The 19124-nt window shown below is 73.8% G+C and carries 18 protein-coding genes, 1 tRNA gene and 1 pseudogene; 2 read left to right on the top strand and 18 right to left on the bottom strand.

Annotation, left to right across the window (positions count from 1 at the left end; all coding sequences use genetic code 11):
- Positions 1-37: 37 nt before the first annotated feature.
- From ACIBG6_RS20085 to ACIBG6_RS20015, 15 genes are all read right to left on the bottom strand, one after another.
- Entirely contained in the window at positions 38-862 is an 825-nt protein-coding gene (locus ACIBG6_RS20085; RefSeq protein ID WP_399223910.1) for a hypothetical protein, read from the bottom strand.
- Positions 859-1125, bottom strand: coding sequence for an acyl carrier protein (locus tag ACIBG6_RS20080; protein WP_055642736.1), 267 nt, complete (start codon positions 1123-1125; stop codon positions 859-861). The genes ACIBG6_RS20085 and ACIBG6_RS20080 overlap by 4 nt, the downstream gene beginning before the upstream one ends.
- Positions 1125-2180: a 3-oxoacyl-[acyl-carrier-protein] synthase III C-terminal domain-containing protein gene (locus ACIBG6_RS20075; RefSeq protein WP_399223909.1), complete on the bottom strand. Its 1056-nt coding sequence runs from the start codon at positions 2178-2180 to the stop codon at positions 1125-1127. Before ACIBG6_RS20075 ends, ACIBG6_RS20080 begins: the two co-directional genes overlap by 1 nt.
- Positions 2180-3004: an SAM-dependent methyltransferase gene (locus ACIBG6_RS20070; RefSeq protein WP_317596646.1), complete on the bottom strand. Its 825-nt coding sequence runs from the start codon at positions 3002-3004 to the stop codon at positions 2180-2182. Before ACIBG6_RS20070 ends, ACIBG6_RS20075 begins: the two co-directional genes overlap by 1 nt.
- A 21-nt stretch (positions 3005-3025) precedes the next feature.
- On the bottom strand, positions 3026-3259 hold the full coding sequence (locus ACIBG6_RS20065) for a phosphopantetheine-binding protein (protein WP_030219305.1): 234 nt from the start codon (positions 3257-3259) through the stop codon (positions 3026-3028).
- Positions 3256-3744 (bottom strand): holo-ACP synthase, encoded by a 489-nt coding sequence (locus tag ACIBG6_RS20060; RefSeq protein WP_399223908.1) that lies wholly within the window; start codon positions 3742-3744, stop codon positions 3256-3258. The genes ACIBG6_RS20065 and ACIBG6_RS20060 overlap by 4 nt, the downstream gene beginning before the upstream one ends.
- The gene (locus ACIBG6_RS20055; RefSeq protein ID WP_399223907.1) at positions 3741-4586 is read right to left on the bottom strand and encodes a hypothetical protein; all 846 of its coding nucleotides are present in this window, start codon (positions 4584-4586) and stop codon (positions 3741-3743) included. The genes ACIBG6_RS20060 and ACIBG6_RS20055 overlap by 4 nt, the downstream gene beginning before the upstream one ends.
- Positions 4583-5455, bottom strand: a complete 873-nt coding sequence (locus ACIBG6_RS20050; protein WP_399223906.1) for a diiron oxygenase — start codon at positions 5453-5455, stop codon at positions 4583-4585. Before ACIBG6_RS20050 ends, ACIBG6_RS20055 begins: the two co-directional genes overlap by 4 nt.
- 138 nt (positions 5456-5593) lie before the next feature.
- On the bottom strand, positions 5594-6226 hold the full coding sequence (locus ACIBG6_RS20045; RefSeq protein ID WP_399223905.1) for a pyridoxamine 5'-phosphate oxidase family protein: 633 nt from the start codon (positions 6224-6226) through the stop codon (positions 5594-5596).
- Positions 6223-7251, bottom strand: coding sequence for a LuxR C-terminal-related transcriptional regulator (locus ACIBG6_RS20040; RefSeq protein WP_399223904.1), 1029 nt, complete (start codon positions 7249-7251; stop codon positions 6223-6225). Before ACIBG6_RS20040 ends, ACIBG6_RS20045 begins: the two co-directional genes overlap by 4 nt.
- Positions 7252-7593: 342 nt before the next feature.
- Positions 7594-10341: a BTAD domain-containing putative transcriptional regulator gene (locus ACIBG6_RS20035; RefSeq protein ID WP_399223903.1), complete on the bottom strand. Its 2748-nt coding sequence runs from the start codon at positions 10339-10341 to the stop codon at positions 7594-7596.
- Between the two features lie 218 nt (positions 10342-10559).
- Positions 10560-10633: transfer RNA gene (locus ACIBG6_RS20030), tRNA-Thr, on the bottom strand.
- A 79-nt stretch (positions 10634-10712) separates the two neighbouring features.
- Positions 10713-12278 (bottom strand): alpha/beta hydrolase, encoded by a 1566-nt coding sequence (locus tag ACIBG6_RS20025; RefSeq protein WP_399223902.1) that lies wholly within the window; start codon positions 12276-12278, stop codon positions 10713-10715.
- Between the two features lie 62 nt (positions 12279-12340).
- A complete protein-coding gene (locus tag ACIBG6_RS20020; protein ID WP_399223901.1) occupies positions 12341-13543 on the bottom strand; it encodes a DNA polymerase III subunit delta' in 1203 nt (400 codons plus the stop codon).
- A gap of 69 nt (positions 13544-13612) precedes the next feature.
- A complete protein-coding gene (locus ACIBG6_RS20015; protein WP_399223900.1) occupies positions 13613-13810 on the bottom strand; it encodes a hypothetical protein in 198 nt (65 codons plus the stop codon).
- A 154-nt stretch (positions 13811-13964) separates the two neighbouring features.
- Here ACIBG6_RS20015 and ACIBG6_RS20010 point away from each other — a divergent pair, with 154 nt between their 5' ends.
- Both ACIBG6_RS20010 and ACIBG6_RS20005 read left to right on the top strand, forming a co-directional pair.
- Entirely contained in the window at positions 13965-15164 is a 1200-nt protein-coding gene (locus ACIBG6_RS20010) for a sensor histidine kinase (protein ID WP_399223899.1), read from the top strand.
- Positions 15152-15796: a LuxR C-terminal-related transcriptional regulator gene (locus tag ACIBG6_RS20005; protein WP_399223898.1), complete on the top strand. Its 645-nt coding sequence runs from the start codon at positions 15152-15154 to the stop codon at positions 15794-15796. Before ACIBG6_RS20010 ends, ACIBG6_RS20005 begins: the two co-directional genes overlap by 13 nt.
- On the opposite strand, the gene ACIBG6_RS20000 is transcribed toward ACIBG6_RS20005, so the two are convergent.
- From ACIBG6_RS20000 to ACIBG6_RS19990, 3 genes and pseudogenes are all read right to left on the bottom strand, one after another.
- Complete coding sequence (locus tag ACIBG6_RS20000) at positions 15786-16769, bottom strand: FtsX-like permease family protein (protein ID WP_399223897.1); 984 nt, start codon at positions 16767-16769, stop codon at positions 15786-15788. The genes ACIBG6_RS20005 and ACIBG6_RS20000 overlap by 11 nt on opposite strands.
- 349 nt (positions 16770-17118) lie before the next feature.
- Positions 17119-18291 (bottom strand): annotated as a pseudogene (locus tag ACIBG6_RS19995) (hypothetical protein); the annotation flags it as partial.
- Positions 18288-19088, bottom strand: a complete 801-nt coding sequence (locus ACIBG6_RS19990; RefSeq protein WP_399223896.1) for an ABC transporter ATP-binding protein — start codon at positions 19086-19088, stop codon at positions 18288-18290. The gene ACIBG6_RS19990 and the pseudogene ACIBG6_RS19995, both read right to left, overlap by 4 nt.
- Positions 19089-19124 lie beyond the last annotated feature (36 nt).

Here is a 19124-nt window from a genome sequence, read left to right as displayed (position 1 = left end):
CGTGGTGGACGGGCTGACCCCCGGGCCGCGCGGGGAGTTACCCCTCGCCGCGGGCGAAGAGCGCCACGTGGCTGCGGCCGGAGCGCGGGTCGGTGTCGCACAGGACGACCCGCCGGTACGTGTCCCGCCACTCCTGCCAGTGGTCGGCGAGCTCCAGCCAGAGGCTGGTGCAGTAGCTGCCCGGGGCCACCCGGTGCACCGGGGAGCGCTCCGGGACGTCCTCGGTGACCCAGGGCCCGAGCACGAGGAGCGTGCCGTGCTCCCCGACGTCCGGGCCGAGGGCGTCCTCGCCGAGCGCGGCCACCGCCGAAGCGGCCGAGTACGCCCGGGCGAACGCCAGGCCGGCCTCGCCTTCCGTGGAGGCCCCGAGGACGACCGCCGCGGCCGAGTCGATCAGCGGGGTGTCCTGGACCAGCGGGAACGGCGTCGGCAGCGTGGTCTGTTCGAGCACCGCGAGCACCACCTCCGCGGCCCGCCCCGCGCGGTGGTACGCCGAGGCGATCCGCAGCGCGGTGAAGGGTGCGGCCAGGCCCTGCTGGGCGATCGCGAAATTGGCCGCCAGGCCGCCGAGGCGGTCCGTCATGTGCGGCGCGACGGCGGTGAAGGGCACCACGTCCGGCAGGGCGTGGGTGACGATCAGCAGCTCCGGCCGGCTCCGGCCGACGCCCTCGTCGGCGACGAGGAGGTCCGCGAGGTCGCGGTGGTGGACGTGCGCGCCGCGGCCCAGCAGCTCCTCGTCCGGCTTCTCCCCGAAGGGAGTGAGCAGGTCGCGGTAGTAGTCGAGCGCGGCCGGGCGGTCGGCCGGTGCCCGGCCCCGCGGCGAGCGCACCGCCGCGGCGGCCCGGACGGCGAGTCCGGTCATGACGTCCCCTCTGCTTCGCGGAGTGCGGCCTCGACGTAGTCGGCGAAGGACCGCATGGTCCGCAGGTGGTCGATGTCGAGCTCGTCCGGGTCGACCGCGATCCCGGTCGCCTCCTCGACGGTCATGAGGAGCCCCAGGACGGCGATGGATTCGAGCTGGAGCTCGTCGAAGAGCGCGGTCTCCTCGGTGAGCCCGCTGACCGGCCGCTCCAGGACCTCGCTGAGGGCCTTCTCGATGACGAGCAGGATTTCCTGACGCTCCATCACTTGCCGCCCCCCGTACGGTGGGTGATCACCATCGCGCCGAAGGTGGCGCCCAGGCCGACGGAGACCAGCAGGTAGTGCGCGCCGTCCACGAGGCGGTCCGCGTCCCGCAGGGTGGTGTAGTTGACGAAGACGTCCGAGGCGAAGGTGTGGCTGTAGCGCGGGACGTTGTCCAGGAAGACCTTCTCCGGCGCCACCCCCAGCTCCTTGATGGTCTGCCGCCAGGCCAGCTTGTTGACGTTGTGCGGGATCACCAGGTCGACGTCGTCGAGCGTCAGCCCCGCCTCCGTCAGGGCCTGGTGGATGACCTCGGAGATCCGCTTGCCGTACTGCTCGCCGAACTCGGTGTTCTGCTCGGCGGTCAGCTCCAGCCACTGCGCGTACTCGCCCAGGGTCCGGGTGGCGAAGGAGCGGACGACGTCGCCCTCGCCGTCCAGGGTGATCAGGCAGGAGGCGGCGGCGTCGGCCATGATCGAGGTGTTGGGGACGAGCTGGACCATCGGCGAGTACGCCTGCTCGCCGGTGACCATCAGGGCGTACGCGCCCTCGGCGCCCTCCGCGCGCAGCAGTTCGCCGAGCACCTCGATGGCGCCCAGACTGCTGACGCACGCCTGGTGGCTGAGGCCGAAGGCCTCCGTGCCGTCGAGGCCGAGGTCCTCGCCGACCGCCTGGGCGATGTCCACGTCGGCCGGGGCCACCGCCTGGGTGACGTGGGCGTAGGCCAGGTACTCCACCCGGCCGCCCTCCGGGAGGGCGGCCAGGGCGCCGCGCGCGGCGGGCCGCAGCAGGTCGAGCAGCGGCAGCTCGGGGTCGAAGCGGAGCGTGTCCAGGCCGTAGAACTTCCGGAACACCCCGAGTTCGGCCCGCCGCAGCCCCAGCCGCTCGCCCAGCTCCTCGATCCGTACGCTGCGCTCGGGCAGGTACGACTCGATCCGCTCCAGGGTGATCCGACGGTCCGAGACCGGGCGGTCCGAGACCGGGCCGTCCGAGACCTGGGCCTGGTGGCCCTCGGCCCGGGCGTCCGAGGCCTGGAGGTCCGTGGCCGGGTGACCCATCAGGCCGTCGCTATCTCGGCGCGGATCAGCCACAGCCGGTTGGCGCCCCGGCGGTCCCGCGGCTGGACGTCGTACGGCCAGCGGCCCTCGCCCGCGCCGGGCTGGCCCGGCTGCCGCAGGTCGGTGGTCTTCCAGCCGTTCGCGGTGAGGAACTCCTCGGGCTCGTCGGTGCCGAAGATCCACGGCGTGCCGTCGGCGGCGAGGGTGTCCAGCCACCGCTTCGAGAACGGGCTGCGCAGCAGGGCGCGGCCGAGGATGTCGAAGGCCAGGTGGCTGCCGGGGGCCGAGGCGGAGGCGAGCAGCTGGAGCAGCCCGGCCGCCTGCTCCTCGGTGAGGAAGAAGGTCAGCGCCTCGGCGACCCACAGGGTCGGGCGGGTGCGGTCGAAGCCGGCGGCCTCCAGGGCGGGCAGCCACTCCTGGGTGAGGTCGGCGGAGACCTCGCGCCGGTCGGTGCGCGGCTCGGCCCCGAGGGCGTCGAGCCGACGGCGCTTCTCGGCGATCAGCAGCGCGTGGTCGACCTCGTAGACCTGGGCGCCTTCCGGCCAGTCGAGCCGGAAGGCCCTGGTGTCCATGCCCGCCGCGATCAGGACGACCTGCTGGATCCCGCCCTCGGCGAGGATGTCCCGGATGGCGTCGTCCAGGAACCGGGTCCGGATGGAGATGAACGGCAGGAGGCCGCCGCCGGCGTAGCGCTCGATCAGCTCGAAGCCCCTGGGCGCGGCGAGGTCCTTGGCCAGCGGGTCGACGAACAGCGCGTCCTCCCGCTCGGACTCCTGTGCGCGGGCCGCGGCCATCCACTGTGCGGTGTACGAGACTGCATCCATGGTGAAGATCCCTCCTCGGGATCAGGCGAAGAACGCCTTCTCGATGGTCGCGAGGGTCTGGAAGTCCTCGATGTCGATGTTGTCGAAGTCGATCTCGACGCCCGCGGCGTCCTCGATGGTGTAGACGAGCTCGACGAAGGCGAGCGAGTCGACGAGACGGCTCTCGATGAGGTCGACGTCGGAGGCGAGCTCGGTGCGCTCGGGGTGACGGCCGAGGATCCAGTCCCGGACCTTGTCGATACCTGCGGAACTCATGGCATTCCCTTCGGAGTCGCTGATGCTGCGAGATGGGGTGGGCGGGAGGGGTGGTGGGCGGGAGACGGGTGGTGATCGAGAGAGGTGGAGGAGGCCGCGACGGCGATCGCGAAGCCGGCGTCGTGGCTGATGCTGACGTCGATCGGGCCGAGCCCGGCGGCCCGGGCCAGCTCGGCCGCCCGGCCCGAGAGCCGGATCCCCGGCCGCCCGCCGGGGCCGCGCAGGACCTCGATGCCCTGCCAGGGCACCGGCCGTCCGACGGCTCCGAGGAGCTTGAAGACGGCTTCCTTGGCGGCCAGCCGTCCGGCGATCCTGGCCTGGTCGGGTGCGCCGTCCGGGGTCCGGGAGCCCGCCAGTTCGTCGGCGGACAGGTACTTCCCGAGCAGCGGCCCGATGCCGGGAGCCGGCGGCCCGGCATCGGGGTCGAGGAGCTCGCCGACCCGGGAGAGCGGGACGAGGTCGACGCCGATCAGGGGCTGGGTCACGACAGGTCGGCTGCGGCGGCGCGTACGGCGGCCAGCGCGGCGTCGAGGTCTTCCTCGAAGTGCTCGGTCAGGACCGCGATCCAGCGTTCGAGACCGAAGGCCACGCAGGAGGTGTAGGCGTGCTCGCCGGACTCCAGCCGGATGCCGCACCGCTCGCCGAAGAAGTTGCGGTGGGTGTTGACCGAGGCGATCGCCAGGTCGCCGTCGCCGTACTGGAACTCGTACTTGACCGGGCTGAGCTTCTGCATGAGGGCGCGGCCGTTGTCGTTGCGGAAGAACGGGTCGCCGGCCGGCTCCTTGGCCAGGGCGACGCCGAGCGCGGCGGCGAAGGACTGGATCCGCTCGGTGAAGCGGGCGATGACCTGCTGGGTGTGGTCGAAGCTGCCGAGGGCGACGATCTCGCGCATCTGGAAGGTGGCGAGGCGGCGCAGCCCGCCGTAGTGGTCCTCGTTGCGGAAGCACCGGTTGACCAGGGTCAGCAGGGTGTCGTCGGCGACCTGGTGACCCTCGTGGAAGAGGTACGCGCCGTAGCAGGTGGCGTGCGGCAGCCCGTACCGCGCCTCGGTCACCGCACCCGGCCCGAACTTCCCTTCCACCGGCTTGTGCTGATCGTCCGTGAGGTCGAGGGAGCCGGCCACCCAGGCGAGCTGGGGGAAGTTGGTGTAGACGTCGAACTTCTCCAGGTCGGTCACCGGGAAGAGCGGCGGGGCGCTGATCTCCTCGGCGCCGGCCGCGGTGCCCCAGCCGGCGAAGACCGCGTCCAGCTCCTTGAGGAGCCGGGTGGCCTGCGGTCCGAGGATGGCGACCGCGGGTGCGCCGTCGCTCCCGGTCAGGCGGTTCATCGGATGAGTCCCGTCTTCTCGAGGTACTTGGCGGTCTTGCGGAAGGTGCGCAGCTCGGCCTCGGCGCGGGCCGGCGACTCCATGAGGGACCGGCGCAGCTCGTGCGGGTTCTCCAGGCCGGCGTCGCGGTAGACCTGCGGGTGGTAGAGCGAGTCGAAGCTGTGCTTCAGGTAGCGGCGCAAGTAGGTGGAGACGTCGTCGAGTTCCTGCTCGGTGGCGGTCTCCTTCAGGTCCTGGTGGAGCAGGCCGACCAGCTCGCGGCCGAAGGCGATGTGCCGGGACTCGTCCTGGTGGTGGATCCGGTTGATGCCGCGGATCGTCTCGTGCAGCCGCTCGTCCTCGGCCATCGCCGAGTTGAAGTGGTCGACCAGCTCTTCGAAGATCAGGATGCGGGTGAAGACCAGCAGGCTCTGGATCTTGGCCGAGGAGCCGGCCACCTCGGCGCCGCCGGCCGGCTGCTTGTAGATCTTCCCGCCGTAGCGGAGGCAGAATTCGGCAAAGAACCACATGTGCTCGTTCTCCTCACCGATGAAATGGTGGAAGAACTCCGAAGGCGTTTCGAAACCGGCGGTGTGAATCCGGGCGACCACTTCGATGAGCAGTTCCCGGATGCCGTGCACATTGAGGCTGTAGAAATTGATGCTCTCGTGCTTGGAAAGCGCGTGGAGCTGCTGAGGAGTGAGCTTCTCGGCCCATTCCGTCCCGTACGTGGTGGTGAGCTCGGGGCTCATCCACCACATGTCCTCGGGCAGTCGGTCCGGCCACTCGAACAGCCGGTACGGGTTGTAGTAGTCGTCGATCGACTTGGTGGCGAGCCGGTCCAGGATTCCCCGGAACCGGTCGTTTCGGTCGATCACGTCGCTGACCATCGCGCGATGTCTCCGTTCGCTTCGAGGGCTCTTTGCTGAATCCAGAATGGGATTCCGGTGGAGGTTCCCTCAAGGACCGAAACCGGCTGCCGAATTCGGTCAGCGGGCGTTCGGCGGGAAGGCAGGGTCAGCAGGCCTTCAGCGCGCAGGCCGGTCCGCCAGTTCCGCGCGCAGGGCGGCGTTCTCCTGCTCGAGCTGGGCGATGCGGTCGCGGACCGGGGCCAGAGCCTCGGAGACCTCGCTCTGGCTGAAGCGCGGAGTGATGTGGTTGGGACAGTTCCAGGCGAAGGCCTCGACCCGGATGGTGACGAGCTGCTCGACGGTTCCGTCGGTACGCGGCGAGTCCAGGCGCTCGACGAGCTCGGGCGCCTCGCCGACGGGCACGGCGGTGGCGTGGCCGAACAGCTTGAGGCGGGTCTGCCGGGCGTGGTCGATGAAGAACAGCGCGACCCGGTCATTGCCGCGCACGTTGCCGGTGGTGATGTACTGCCGGTTGCCGCGCACGTCCAGATAGCCGAGGGTGTGCTCGTCCAGGACGTGGACGAACCCCGGTGGCCCGCCCCGGAACTGGATGTACGGCCAGCCGGTCTCGCCCACGCTGGCGAAGAGGAAGCCGTCGAGGCCGCTGATGAAGTCGGCCGCGGCGCCGGTGAGCGGCTCGGCCTCCTCGGCCGGCTCCCGCAGCCGCCGGTCGGTCGCCGTGGCGCTGCCCATCTGCTCCTGGACCCGGCGCACCGACGAGGTGTACGCGAGTCGGTCGTACCGGCTCATGCGGCACCCCTCAGGGCCAGGTCGACCAGGCCGGTCCGCGCGGCCATCACACCGGCCTGGAAACGGCTGGAGGCGGCCAGTTCCTGCATGATCGTGGCCACGTGGCGGCGGAGGGTCCGCTCGGACATGCCGACCCTGCGGGCGATCACCTCGTCCTTGGCGCCGGAGGCCAGCAGGTCGAGCAGGGTCGCCTTCAGGTCGCCCATCGTCCCCGCGTAGCCGGCCGCGCCGGAGTCGAAGTCGAAGGCGGACTCCCAGACCCGGGCGTGCAGTCCGGCCAGGAAGGCCGCGACCGCGCCGTCGTAGACGACGGCGATCGCGTCGCCCTCGCCGGCCGGGATGAAGGCCGTCTTCCGGTCGAAGACCAGGAAGCGGTCGCGTACCTCGTTGGTGGTGCGCACCTGCCCGCCCGCGGGCAGGAGTTCGCCGAGGTGCGCTCGGGTGTCGGAGTCGCCGCGGGCGGTGTGGGGGTAGAGGATCCGGCCCTGCGCACCGCGCCGTACGGCCTCCAGGACGAGCGGGCGGGCGAGCCGCAGCTCGGGGGTCTCGCGGGCGACGCAGGGCTGCATCACGAGGACCTCGGTGGTGCAGCCCTGTGCGGCCTCCAGGAGGCGCAGCTCGATCTCCTCCCGGTCGTCGGTGATCACCACCGGTTCGGCGCGGGTCCTGGCCTGCTTCTCGAAGGCCGCCACGAAGGAGTTCAACTGCCCTTTGAATCCTTCGAGTCGGTGGCGGCTGTCGAGGATCTCCCGCTCCAGGGGGACCAGCAGCTCCATCTGGGCGGCGTCCGGGCTGACCGCGACGAGCCGGTCCGTGCCGCCCTCCGCCGGCTTGACCAGGCGCAGCTCGCGCAGCACGCGGACGGCCTGCTCGGCACGCTGCTGCGGGACGCCCAGCTCCTCGGCGATCCCGGACGGGCTGAAGTCGGCACGTCCGATGGTGCGTTCGTAGAACGCGACCACGAACTCGTTCACCTCGGCTGCGCGCCGGGCTTCCTGACGTGGGGTCTGTGCCGGGGATTCCATCGTCACCTTTCTGATCGCGCGGGGGTGGTGCGGCCTGTGGGCATGACCGAAGGGAAGGGTCCCGGAACGCGCTCGGCACGGGGCGGCGGCGAAGGCCGACGTGAGCTGTGGCAACGTGTCACCTCATGAATCGGCACGGGGAACGGCCTTCCGGTGCGGCCACCGTACGATTCCGGCCTGGGCGGGCTCCTGTAGTCGGACCAGAGGACCGGAAGCCCCCGGAGGTCCGCCCGCACCGGCGCTGACCTACCGTTCTGCCGGGCGCCGCCGGCTACTCCGCAGGAACCGGCAGAACCGGGACACCTGCCGGAGTGGTTGACCTGCCGCCGGAGGAACGGGCACTCAGCAGGTCAGCCCCACGCCGGCGACGTCGTCCGCGTCGGCGGTCTCCGCCCCGCTGCCGCGCCGGGGGAGTCCCCGCGCCTGGGAGAGGTGGTCGCAGGCCGGCCGCATGGCACCGTCCTCCTGGTGCGCGGCGCGGATGCGGCGCAGCGCCAGGTCCTGCCCCTCGGTCCAGCCGGCCAGCCGCGCGAGCTCCAGGGCACGGCCGAACAGCTCCAGGGCCTGCGCGTTGTTCGCCAGTACCCAGTGGCATTCGGCGCGCCTCAGCTGGGCGGCGGCCTGGGCCCGCAGCTCGCCGTCGGCGACGGCGGCGAACAGGCTGGCGGTCGCGACCTTGAGGCAGTCGCCCGTGTACATCCCCACCGAGAGGTAGTCGTGCAGGCTTTCGGCCAGCCGCCAGGCGAGGGCGGTGAAGCCGGCGCCGGACGCCTGGAGGACGGCGCCGGCGAGGTTCTCCCGCTCGCTGTCGAGCCACTCCGAGGCCTCGCCCGGGCCCGGGAAGACCGTCGACGCGGCCTCTGCGTCCAAGACCCCTTCCGCCGGATAGAGGAGCCGGGCCGCCGCGTCGGTGTGGTGGAGGTACCAGTCGAAGAGCCGCTGCCGGGCGGCGTGCGCCTCCTCCCGGCTGACCAGCTCGCGGCCGTACGAGCGCATCAGGTCGTGCATCCCGAACCGGCCGGCCGCCCGTTCCCGTACGAGATGGGCGTTCGTCAGGCTCACGAGGAGGCCGGCCGCTTCGGCCGGGGGCGCGTCCGCGAGCGCCGCGGCGCCGGCGACGGTGACGTCCGGGCCGGGTATCAGGCTGAGGAGGCGGAACATCCGCTGGGCCGCGGCCGGGAGCGCGCGGTACGAGAGGTCGAAGGCGGCGCGGACCGTCGAGCGCCGGTCCCCTTCGATGCGCAGCCGGCTGAGCATGTCGTCACCCGCTAATTCGGCGCAGTAGTCGGCGATGCCGGCATCGCGGGCGAGCAGGTTGGCGCCGGCTATCCGGATGGCCAGCGGCAGACCGCCGCACACCTGTACGAGCCTGCGGGCCGCCTCCTCCTCGGCCGCGACCCTGCTCTCGCCGATGGTGCTGCCGAGGAGCTGGCGGGCCTCCTCCGGATCGAGCACGTCGAGGACGAGCTGGCGGGCGCCGTCGCTCGCGACGAGACCCGCGAGCCGGCTGCGGCTGGTGATCACCACCGCGCAGCCCTGGGCGCCGGGGATGAGCGGCCTGACCTGCTCGGCGTCGCGGGCGTTGTCCAGGACGATCAGCATCTGCTTGTCGGCGAGCAGCGTGCGGTACAGCGCCGCGGCCTCGTCCTCGTCGGCGGGCAGCTGGTCGGGCGGAGCGCCGAGGGCCCGGAGGAACTGTGCCAGGACGTCGCCGGGGCGGAGTGTCGGCAGCGGGGAGTGGCCGCGCAGGTCGACGAACAGCTGTCCGTCCTCGAAGTGTTCGCGCCGCGCGTGCGCCCAGTGCTTGGCGAGGGCGGTCTTGCCGACGCCGGGGGCGCCGACCACCGCCACCAGGTGCGAGCGGCGCGCCGGGTCGGGTGAGACGAGGGCGTCCAGCTCCCGCATCTGCCGTCGCCGTCCGACGTACGAGCCCGCTCTGGCGGGCAGTTGGGCCGGGAGCGGGCCGGCGGGCGGCGTGCGACCGGCGGGCGGCGTGCGGTCGGGTGGCGGCGCGGGGCGGTCGGGGCGGCGCTGCGCGAGGGGCAGTTGCTGGCGCAGCACCCGCAGCTGTGCGTCGCGTACCTCCGCGCTGGGGGCGATGCCCAGCTCCTCGTCGAGCCGGTCGCGCAGCCGGTTGTACGCGTTGAGGGCGGCGGCCTGTTCCCCGCAGCTGGCGAGGGCGAGGATCAGCCGGGCGTGCAGGCCCTCGTGCAGGGGCTCGGTGTTCACCATGTCCCACAGCACGGGGACGGTCTCCTCGGGCCGGCCGAGGAGCAGCGCCGTGTCGGCGTGCAGCAGGACGGCCTTGACCCGCCGCTCGTTGGCCACCACGGCGGCCGGATGCTGGCGCAGCACCGGGTCCGCGTCCGCGAGCACGGGGCCCCGCCACCACTGGAGGGCCTGCGTCAGCGACTCGTACACGGCGCGCGGGTCCTGCGCGCGATGGAGGTGCTCCGCCTGGGCCGCCAGCTCGTCGAAGTGGCCGAGGTCGATCTGGTTCCGGGCGGCCTCAAGGAGGTAGCCGGTGGGCGTCCGGACGACGGTGGGCGGCGGAACGGTCCGCAGGCCGCCCTGCTCAAGAAGTCGGCGGACCTGGCTGACATAGGTGTGGATCAGGCTCTGGTGGGAGCTGGGCGGCCCGGACGGCCAGAGGGTGTCGGTGATCTCCTGCTGGGTGGCGGGCTCGGGGTGCTTGAGCGCGAGGAGTCCGAGCAGGCGGCGCAGCATGGGGCTGGTGACGGGGACGGGGGTCTGGCCGCGCTGGAGGGAGAGCGGGCCGAGGATCAGCAGGCGCGGCCGTACGGTGTCGCGCGGCGGCCCGGTGCGCGCGGCGCTCAACAGGTCCACCAGCTCACCGCCGGTCAGCCCCAGCGCCTCGGCCAGGCGCTGGAGGGTGCGGGACTGGGGCCGCCGGACCCGGCCGCGCTCGATGTCCCGCAGCGCCCGGGTGCTGATCCCGGCCCGCGAGGCCGCCACCTCCTGGCTCAGCCCGGCCCGCCTGCGAAACGCCTGGAGCCGCGGCCCGAACGAGCCGGACTCGCCTGCCGGACCTCCCCGGGGAAGCCCCGTGGCCGCCGTCCTCTCTGACATGGCATCCCCCTACATCCGATCACCGCGACCTGTCGATCATGACCGGCGGTGGCATTGCGGGCTGTGCGTGGCCGACTCCGCGGAGGCTTCGTCAATCGATCAGTTTGGACTAGACCAATCAGGCAGGCAAGGGGCCCTGGCATCTGCCCGGGGGCCGCAGCCGCACCCGGGCATGAAAAAACCCCAGGTCACGGCGAGTGAGTCCTGGGGTAATTCCGAGCCGCCTTCGGGATTCGAACCCGAGACCTACGCATTACGAGTGCGTTGCTCTGGCCAGCTGAGCTAAGGCGGCTTGCCGTGCAGACCCATGTTGGGTGCAGCAGCGCCGCCAAGTCTACACAGTTTCCGGGGGTGCTCCGACCACCCCCGGATCATGCCGATGAGCAGCGCTTTCCGTCCTGTGGAGGCGTGCCTTCCAGGAGGTAGGCGTTGATGGCCGTGTCGACACAGTCGCTGCCCCGGCCGTACGCGGTGTGGCCGTCGCCGTCGTAGGTCAGGAGGATGCCCGAGGAGAGCTGGGCGGCCAGGGAGCGGGCCCACTTGTACGGGGTGGCCGGGTCGCGGGTGGTGCCGACGACGAGGATCGGGGCGGCGCCGTCGGCGGTGATGCGGTGGGGGCTGCCGGTGGGGCGCATGGGCCAGTAGGTGCAGTTGAGGGCCGCCCAGGCGAGGCCCTCGCCGAAGACCGGGGAGGCCTTCTCGAAGGACGGGACCGCCTTCTCGGCGTCGGCGGGCCCCGCGTAGGCGGCCGGCAGGTCGAGGCAGTTCACGGCGGCGTTGGCGTACATCAGGTTGGCGTACGTGCCGTCCGCCTCCCGCTCGTAGTAGCTGTCGGCCAGGGCGAGCAGGCCCGAGCCCTCGCCGCCGATCGCCCGGGTGAGGGCCTCGCGCAGCTGGGGCCAGGCGCCCTCGTCGTACATCGCCGCGATCACGCCCGTCGTCGCGAGCGACTCGCCCAGCTCGCGGCTCTCGCCCGTCGGCACCGGCTCCGCGTCCACGTCGCGGAAGAAGGCCCGCAGCGCCTCGCCGGCCGCCGCGACCGACTCGGTGCCGAGCGGGCAGTCCGGCTTGCGGACGCAGTCGGCGGCGAAGGCGCGGAAGGCGGTCTCGAAGCCGGCGGTCTGGTCGCGGTTGAGGTCGAGCGCGGACAGGGACGGGTCCATCGCGCCGTCGAGGACCAGCCGGCCGACCCGGCCGGGGAACAGCTCGGCGTACGTGGCGCCGAGGAACGTGCCGTACGAGGCCCCCACGTAGCTGAGCTTCTCGTCGCCGAGCACCGCCCGCAGGATGTCCATGTCACGGGCCGTCTCGACGGTGGAGACGTGCGGCAGGACCTTCCCGGAGCGCTTCTGGCAGGCCGCCGCGAACTCCTTGAACGCCGCACTCAGCCTGTTGGTCTCCGCCGCGTCGTCGGGGGTCTGGTCCACCTGCGTGTACGCGTCCATCCGCGGGCCCGTCAGACACTCGACCGGCTCGCTGCGGGCGACCCCGCGCGGGTCGACGGCCACCATGTCGTAGCGGGCGCGAACGGGGGCGGGGTAGCCGATGCCCGCGTACCCCTGGAGGTAGCCGACGGCCGATCCGCCGGGCCCGCCCGGATTGACCAGGAGCGAACCGAGCCGCTTCCCGGGGCCGGTGGCCCGGATCCGCGAGACCGCCAGCTCGACGTCACCGCCGTCCGGCTTCGCGTAGTCGAGCGGGGCCAGCAGCGTCGCGCACTGGAAGCCCGTGACACCGCAGTCGCGCCACTCCGGCTTCTGCCCGTAGTACTTCTTCAGCGCCCCGCTCTCGGGCGCGGCGGAGGCGGAGGCGCGGGCGGCCGCCGTCGTCGTCGTACGGGACGCGGCGGCGTCGCTTCCGCCCGTGCAGCCGGAGAGGATCAGTCCGGCGGCCGCGAGGGCCGTGGCGGACGTACGGAGCAAACCCCTGGAGTCCATTCCCGGAGCGTATCCGGACGAGTACGGACCGTGTCCAATCGTGTTCGGCAGCCCGCCGGCCCTCAGTCGCGGAGCGACATCGTCATCGCCTCCACCGCCAGCAGCGGAGCCACGTTCCGGTCGAGGGCGTCCCGGCAGGCCAGGATCGCCTCGATGCGGCGCAGCGTCCGCTCCGGGGTGGTGTCCGCGGCGATCCGCTCCAGGGCGTCCCGCACGTCCACGTTGGCGATGTCCGAGCGCGAGCGGAGCTGGAGCGCGAGCACGTCGCGGTAGAAACCGGTCAGGTCGGTGAGCGCGAGGTCCAGGCTGTCGCGCTGGGTGCGCGTCCTGCGCCGCTTCTGCCGCTCCTCCAGCTCCTTCATCACACCGGCGGTGCCGCGGGGCATCCGCCCGCCCTGCGCGGCGCCGAGCGCCGCCTTCATGTCCTCGGTCTCCTTGACGTCGACCTCCTCCGCGACCTGCTTCGCGTCCTCGGCCGCCGCGTCGACGAGCTCCTGGGCCGCCTTGAGGCAGCCGCCGACGTCCCCGACCCGCAGCGGCAGCTTGAGGACGACGGCCCTGCGCGCCCGGGCGCGCTCGTCCGTGGCGAGCCGCCGGGCCCGGTCGATGTGGCCCTGGGTCGCGCGGGCCGCGGCGTGCGCCGCCGCCGGCTCGATGCCGTCGCGCCGCACGAGCACGTCCGCGACCGCCTCCACCGGCGGCGTCCGCAGGGTCAGGAGACGGCAGCGGGAACGGATCGTCGGCAGCACGTCCTCGATGGAGGGCGCGCAGAGCAGCCACACCGTCCGCGGCGCGGGCTCCTCGATGGCCTTCAGCAGGACGTTCCCCGCGCCCTCGGTGAGCCGGTCGGCGTCCTCCAGGACGATCACCTGCCACCGGCCGCCGGCGGGCGACAGCTGGGCGCGCCGGACGAGCTCGCGCGTCTCCTTCACACCGATGGACAGCAGGTCCGTACGGACGATCTCCACGTCCGCGTGGGTGCCGACGAGGGTCGTGTGGCAGCCGTCGCAGAATCCGCAGCCCGGGATCCCGCCCATCGCCCGGTCGGGGCTGACGCACTGGAGCGCGGCGGCGAACGCCCGCGCCGCGGTCGCCCGCCCGGACCCCGGCGGGCCGGTGAACAGCCAGGCGTGGGTCATCTTCGACGCCTCGGGGGCGGGCTCTCCGGCGGCATGGGCGGTCACGAGCGCGTCGGCGTCGCGCGCGGCGGCACTGAGCTGCTCCTCGACCCGCGCCTGTCCGACCAGGTCGTCCCATACGGCCATGTCTGCCCCTCCTCAGGTACGCCCTCCATTGTGGGGCAGCGCTCTGACAAACCCCGCCGGTCCGCGGCGTCAGGCCACGCCGCGGGTGCGGGCCCGACCCCGGACGCGCGCGCGGGTCAGCCACAGGCCGACCGCGGAGCCGAGCACGAGCACGCCCGAGCCGAGGCTCGCCGTGACGTGCGTGGCGCCGGTCCAGCCGGCGAACGTGTTGACGTAGACGTTGGCGAGGACGCCCGCCGCGAACAGCAGCCAGAGCAGGAACCGCATCGGAGTCTCCAGGAGTGTGAGGGGTGCGAGGGGTGTGAGAAGTGCTGATTCGATCTTCGTCGCCCTCCCCTCCCCGCACAGCGGTGTCGGCCCCCGGACCGATGGTGGAGCCTGCACCACCGCGCCGCCGCGGGCCACCGCCTAACCTGGCGGGATGCGCGAGGCGATCATGGAAGCGGCCCGGGCCTGGTGGCACCTTCTGACCGGGGCCGCGCTCGCGGTCCTCTGTCAGCTGATGGCCGGCGTCGTCCTCTTCACCGCCGTCCTCACCCTCACCGTCATCGGCGCCGGAGTCCTCCCCGAGACCGTGCTCCTGCTGCGCCTGATCGCGGGCCGGGAGCGGAGCCGTACCGCCGCCAGAACCGGTACGCCCGTCCCGGAGGCGTACCTTCCGCTCGAAGGCCCCCTCCCCGCGCGCGTGCGGACCGCCGTCACCGACCCCGGCACGCACGGGGATCTGATCTGGGCCGCCGCGCACGCCGTCTACGGCGTCGCGCTGTGGTGCGTCTCGCTCGTGGTGTGGGTGTGCGCGCTGCCGGTCGACGGCGTGTGGGCGGGGCTCGCGGGGCATCGCCCGCTGCTCCTGCCGCTGATCGGCCGGCTCGCCGACCTGGAGACCGACTGGTCGCGCGCGCTGCTCACTCCGGTCCCGTCCGCCGCCCGGGACGCCGCGCTCGCCGCCCGTGTCGAGCAGCTGACCGCTACCCGGGCGGGCGCGATCGCCGCGCACGGAGCCGAACTGCGCCGGATCGAGCGCGACCTGCACGACGGCGCGCAGGCCCGGCTGGTCGCGCTCTCCATGCGGATCGGCCTGGCAAGGCGGGCGTACGACTCCGATCCCGCGACCGCGCTGCGGCTCCTCGACGACGCCCAGGAACAGGCCGAGGAGGCGCTGGCCGAGTTGCGGCACGTCGTGCGCGGCATCCACCCGCCGATCCTCACCGACCGCGGCCTGACCGGGGCCGTACGGGCCCTCGCCGCGAGCAGCGGCCTGGAGGTGGAGGTGTCGGTGACCGGCCTCGCCGGAGCGGGAGGCGGGCGCAGGGACGCCCAAGGCCCCCGCGCCCCCGCCGCCGTCGAGGCCGCCGCGTACTTCGTCGTCGCGGAGGCCCTCACCAACGCCGCCAAGCACAGCGGCGCCCCCCGCGCCTCCGTCGCCCTCACCCGCGGACCCGCCGGCCTGCGCGTCCTCGTCGAGGACGAGGGCCACGGCGGGGCCGAGGCCGGCGAACGCGGCGGCTCCGGCCTGTCGGGCATGCGCCGCCGGGTCGCCGCGCTCGACGGCACCGTACGACTGACCAGCCCCCAAGGGGGCCCGACCGTGATCGAAGTGGAGCTTCCGTGCGTGTGGTGATCGCCGAGGACAACGCCCTCCTCAGGGAGGGTCTCGTCCTGCTGCTGACCTCCTCCGGCCACGAGGTCGCCGGGGTCGCGGCCACCGGCCCCGAGGTCCTGCCGCTGCTCCTGGAGCACCGCCCCGACGTCGCCGTCCTCGACGTACGGATGCCGCCCGGCTTCCGCGACGAGGGGCTGCGGGCGGCGCTCGCGGCCCGCGAGCAGCTGCCCGGACTGCCGGTGCTCGTCCTCTCCCAGTACGTGGAGGAGACGTACGCCGCCGAGCTCCTCGGCGGCGGCACCCGGGGCGTCGGCTACCTCCTGAAGGACCGGATCGGGCGGGTCGACGAGTTCCTGGACGCCCTGGAGCGGGTCGCGTCCGGCGGTACGGCCCTGGACCCGGAGGTGGTCGCCGAGCTGCTCGCCCGCCGCCGCGACGACCCGCTGGACTCCCTCACCCCGCGCGAGCGCGAGGTCCTGGAGCTGATGGCGCAGGGCCACGACAACGGCACGATCGCCCGCTCGATGGTGGTGACCGAGCGGGCCGTGCACAAGCACATCGGCAACGTCTTCGCGAAGCTCGGCCTGCCGCCGACCGACAGCGGCGGCCACCGCAGGGTCCTCGCCGTGCTCGCCTACCTCAACGCCTGAGGCGGCCAGGGCCTGTCCGGCGGATCACGGTCGGATAGGTCGCGGGTACGAACACGCCCGCCGCCACCGTGACCACCACCGTCCCGGCGATCAAGGCCGCCTGCGCGGGCGGCAGGTACGGCAGGCCGCCCGTCAGCGCCCAGGCGAAGGCGGTCAGCGGCAGCGCGGCCACCACGACGCCGAGGAGCAGGCCCGCGGCCGTCAGGAACCCGGCCTCCAGGCCGAGCATCCGCCGCACCTGACCGGCCGAGGCACCCACTTGGCGCAGCAGCGCGAGCTCGCCGCGCCGCCCGGCGCCGATCAGGGCGAGGGTACTCAGGACGGACAGGACGGTGAGCGCGCCGATCGCGGTGACGACCGCCGCCGAGACGATCCCGTTCACCTCGGCCCCGGCCGTCGTCACCTGTTCCGGTACGACGGCGGAGCCGGAGCCCGCGGCGGCGCCCTCCGCCCCGCTCTCCGCCCCGTCCTCCGTCGCCGCCAGCACGCGCGCGGGGTACGGGTCGGTCATGTGCGGGGCCAGTTCGGCCTTCGGCAGCAGGAACTCGCCGAGGGCGAGCGAGCGTGCGTACACCGCCACCACCCGCAGCCGCTTCTCCGTGCCGTCGCCGAGACGCAGGGCCACCGTCGAACCGGGCCGCGCGTCCAGTGAATCGGCCATGTCCGCGCCGACCGCGACCGTCCCGCGCCCGGCGAGTCCGGCCAGGTCGCCCGCGACCACGCCCGGGTCGAGCGTGCCCTTCAGGCCGGCGGCGTCCACGCCGAGGACCGGGAGCCGGTCGAGGCGCGGCGCACCGGCCTGCGTACGGGCGAGCACGACCGTCGACCGCAGCACGTCCGTCGCCGCGGTCACGCCCGGCAGCTTCCGCACCCGCTCCGCCGTCGTGCCGGAGACCGCGAGGTCCGCGGTGGTCGCGACCCGCGCCTGTGCCTCGGCCGCCCGCCCCATCGTCGCGCCCGCGGTGAGCTGCACCAGGTGCGGCGGCGCCGGCCGCCGTGAGCCGTCCGGGCGCCCCGCCGAGCCGGCGGAACGGCCCGTCCAGGATCCGCATCGCGCCCCGGGCGATCCACGGCCCGAGCAGCGCGCACCCGGAGACGAGCGTCACCGTGGCCGCGCTCGCCGCCGCCCCGGCCGCCTCGCCGCCCTGCGTCGTGGCCGTCACCGCGGCGGCCGCGCCCAGGGCGAGCAGGACGAGCCCGCTGACGCGGCGCGTGCGCCCCTTCCCCCGGCGATCGGCCCGGCGGGTCGAGAAGAGGACGACGAGCCGGGCGAGGCCCACCACGACGACGGCGACGACGACGACGAGTACGGAGGCGAAGAGCCAGGGCGGGGTGGGCATTACGAGCCCCTCCGGTACGACTCCGGTACGGGCCCGCAGCGGCGACCACGCGGCCAGGAACGTCGGTACGGCCGCCAGGGCGCCGATCAGCGCCGCCGTACCCGCCACCCGGGTCACCTCCCGGCCGGCGGCGGCCCGCACCTGACGGGGTGTCGCGCCGACCGCGAGCAGGAGGTCCCGCTCGGGGCCGCGCTGGCCGAGCGCCTGCGCGACGAGCGAGGAGAGGACGAGGACGGCGATGAGGAGGACCGTCCCGGAGACGGCCGCGAGGAGCTGGAGGAGCTCGGCGCGCGCGGGCGGCGCGGCGAGGTGCTCGGCGCCGCCCCGGCCGTCGCCGGTGAGCGCCCGGAGGGGCTGTCCCGCCGCGGTGTCCTTGAGCCCGGCACCGTCCAGGGCCGCCCGCACGCGCGCGTGCAGGGTGTCCACGGGGACGCCGGGCTCGGCGAGGACCCCGACCGCGTCCACGGCCCCCGGGTGTCCGGCGAGCCGCCGCGCCTCCCCGGCGGTGACGTACAGGGCGGCGGGCCCGTCGGCCACGCCGACGACCGTCCGCCCGGCCACGCTGTCCCCGACCCGAAGCCCGGCGCCGGTGCCGGTGCCGGTGCCAGTGCCAGTGCCGGCGCCGGTGCCGGTGCCGACACCGGCGCCCGCCCCGGCGACGACCTCTCCGGCCGTACGGGGCTCCCGCCCGTCGAGCAGTGTGTACGGCGCGAGCGCGGCGGCCTCCCAGGACCGCCCGGTGTACGCCTCGGCACCGGAGCCCGACCCCGACCCCGACTCCCGTACGACGAAGGTGTCGTCCGGGACCGCGGCCCGGACGCCCGGGACCTCGCGCAGGACGTCGACGGCCGCGCTCGGGATCCGTACCCGCTCGGTCAGCCCCGCCGAGGCGGTCGTCGGCTCGCTGCCCCGCGGATCGGTCGTCCAGCTGATCTCCTGGTCGCCCGCGACGACGACGGGCGCCGCCGCGTACCGCTCCACGCGCGCGTGGCCGAGGCCGGTCGAACCGATGGCGAGGGCGAGCGCGCCGAGCAGCGCGGAGGTGACGGCGACGGCCGCGAACACGGCCGCCCAGGCCTTGCGGTGCGTCCGCAGCGACCGGGCGGCGAGAAGCCGCACCGCCGGGTTCCCGATCGTGCTCCCGGCCGCGCTCATCGGGCCACCGCCAGGTACTGCCCGGCCGGCGCGCCGAGGGCGGCCCGGACCCCGGCCTCGTCCGGCCGGTCGAGGCGGCCGACCAGCCGACCGCACTCCAGGAACACCGCCTCGTCCGTCCACGCCGCCGCCACCGGGTCGTGGGTGACGAGGACGACGGTCCGGCCGCGCTCGTCCACCGCGCGCCGCAGCAGGGCGAGGACTCCGCCGGCGGTGACCGGGTCGAGTGCGGCGGTCGGCTCGTCGGCGAAGACGACCTCGGGTTCGTTGACGAGGGCCCGCGCGATCGCCACCCGCTGCCGCTGGCCGCCGGAGAGGTTCTCCGGCACGTCCTCGGCGCGGTCGGCGAGTCCCACGGCGTCGAGACCGGCCAGGGCTCGGTCGTCGAGCTCCCGGCCTTCGCGGGCTCCGGCGAGCAGCAGGGGAAGGGTGACGTTCTCGCGCACGTTCAGGGCGGACACGAGGTTCAGCGACTGGAAGACGAAGCCGACGCGGTCGCGCCGCAGCCGGGTGAGCCCGGGCGCCTTCAGCGTGGCGAGGTCGGTGCCCCCGATCCGTACCGTGCCGGCCGTCGGCCGTTCGAGGCCCGCCGCGCACCGCAGCAGCGTGGACTTCCCGGAACCCGACGGGCCCATCACCGCCACGAACCGCCCGCGCGGGACGACGAGGCTCACCCCGTCGAGCGCGGGCACTCCGCCGCCCCGGGATCCCCGGGACCCCCGGGACCCTTCGTACGTCCGGCTCACCCCGTCCAGGGCGAGTGCGGCACCGCTCTCCGTCGCTGCTGTCGTCATCATGCGGACAACGCTAGAAAACCGCAGGTCACAGCGGTA

This window comes from Streptomyces sp. NPDC050842, assembly GCF_044456565.1.
Lineage (GTDB): Bacteria > Actinomycetota > Actinomycetes > Streptomycetales > Streptomycetaceae > Streptomyces.
Note: the sequence above shows the minus strand (reverse complement) of the source record. Positions and strands in the feature narration are given on the sequence as shown.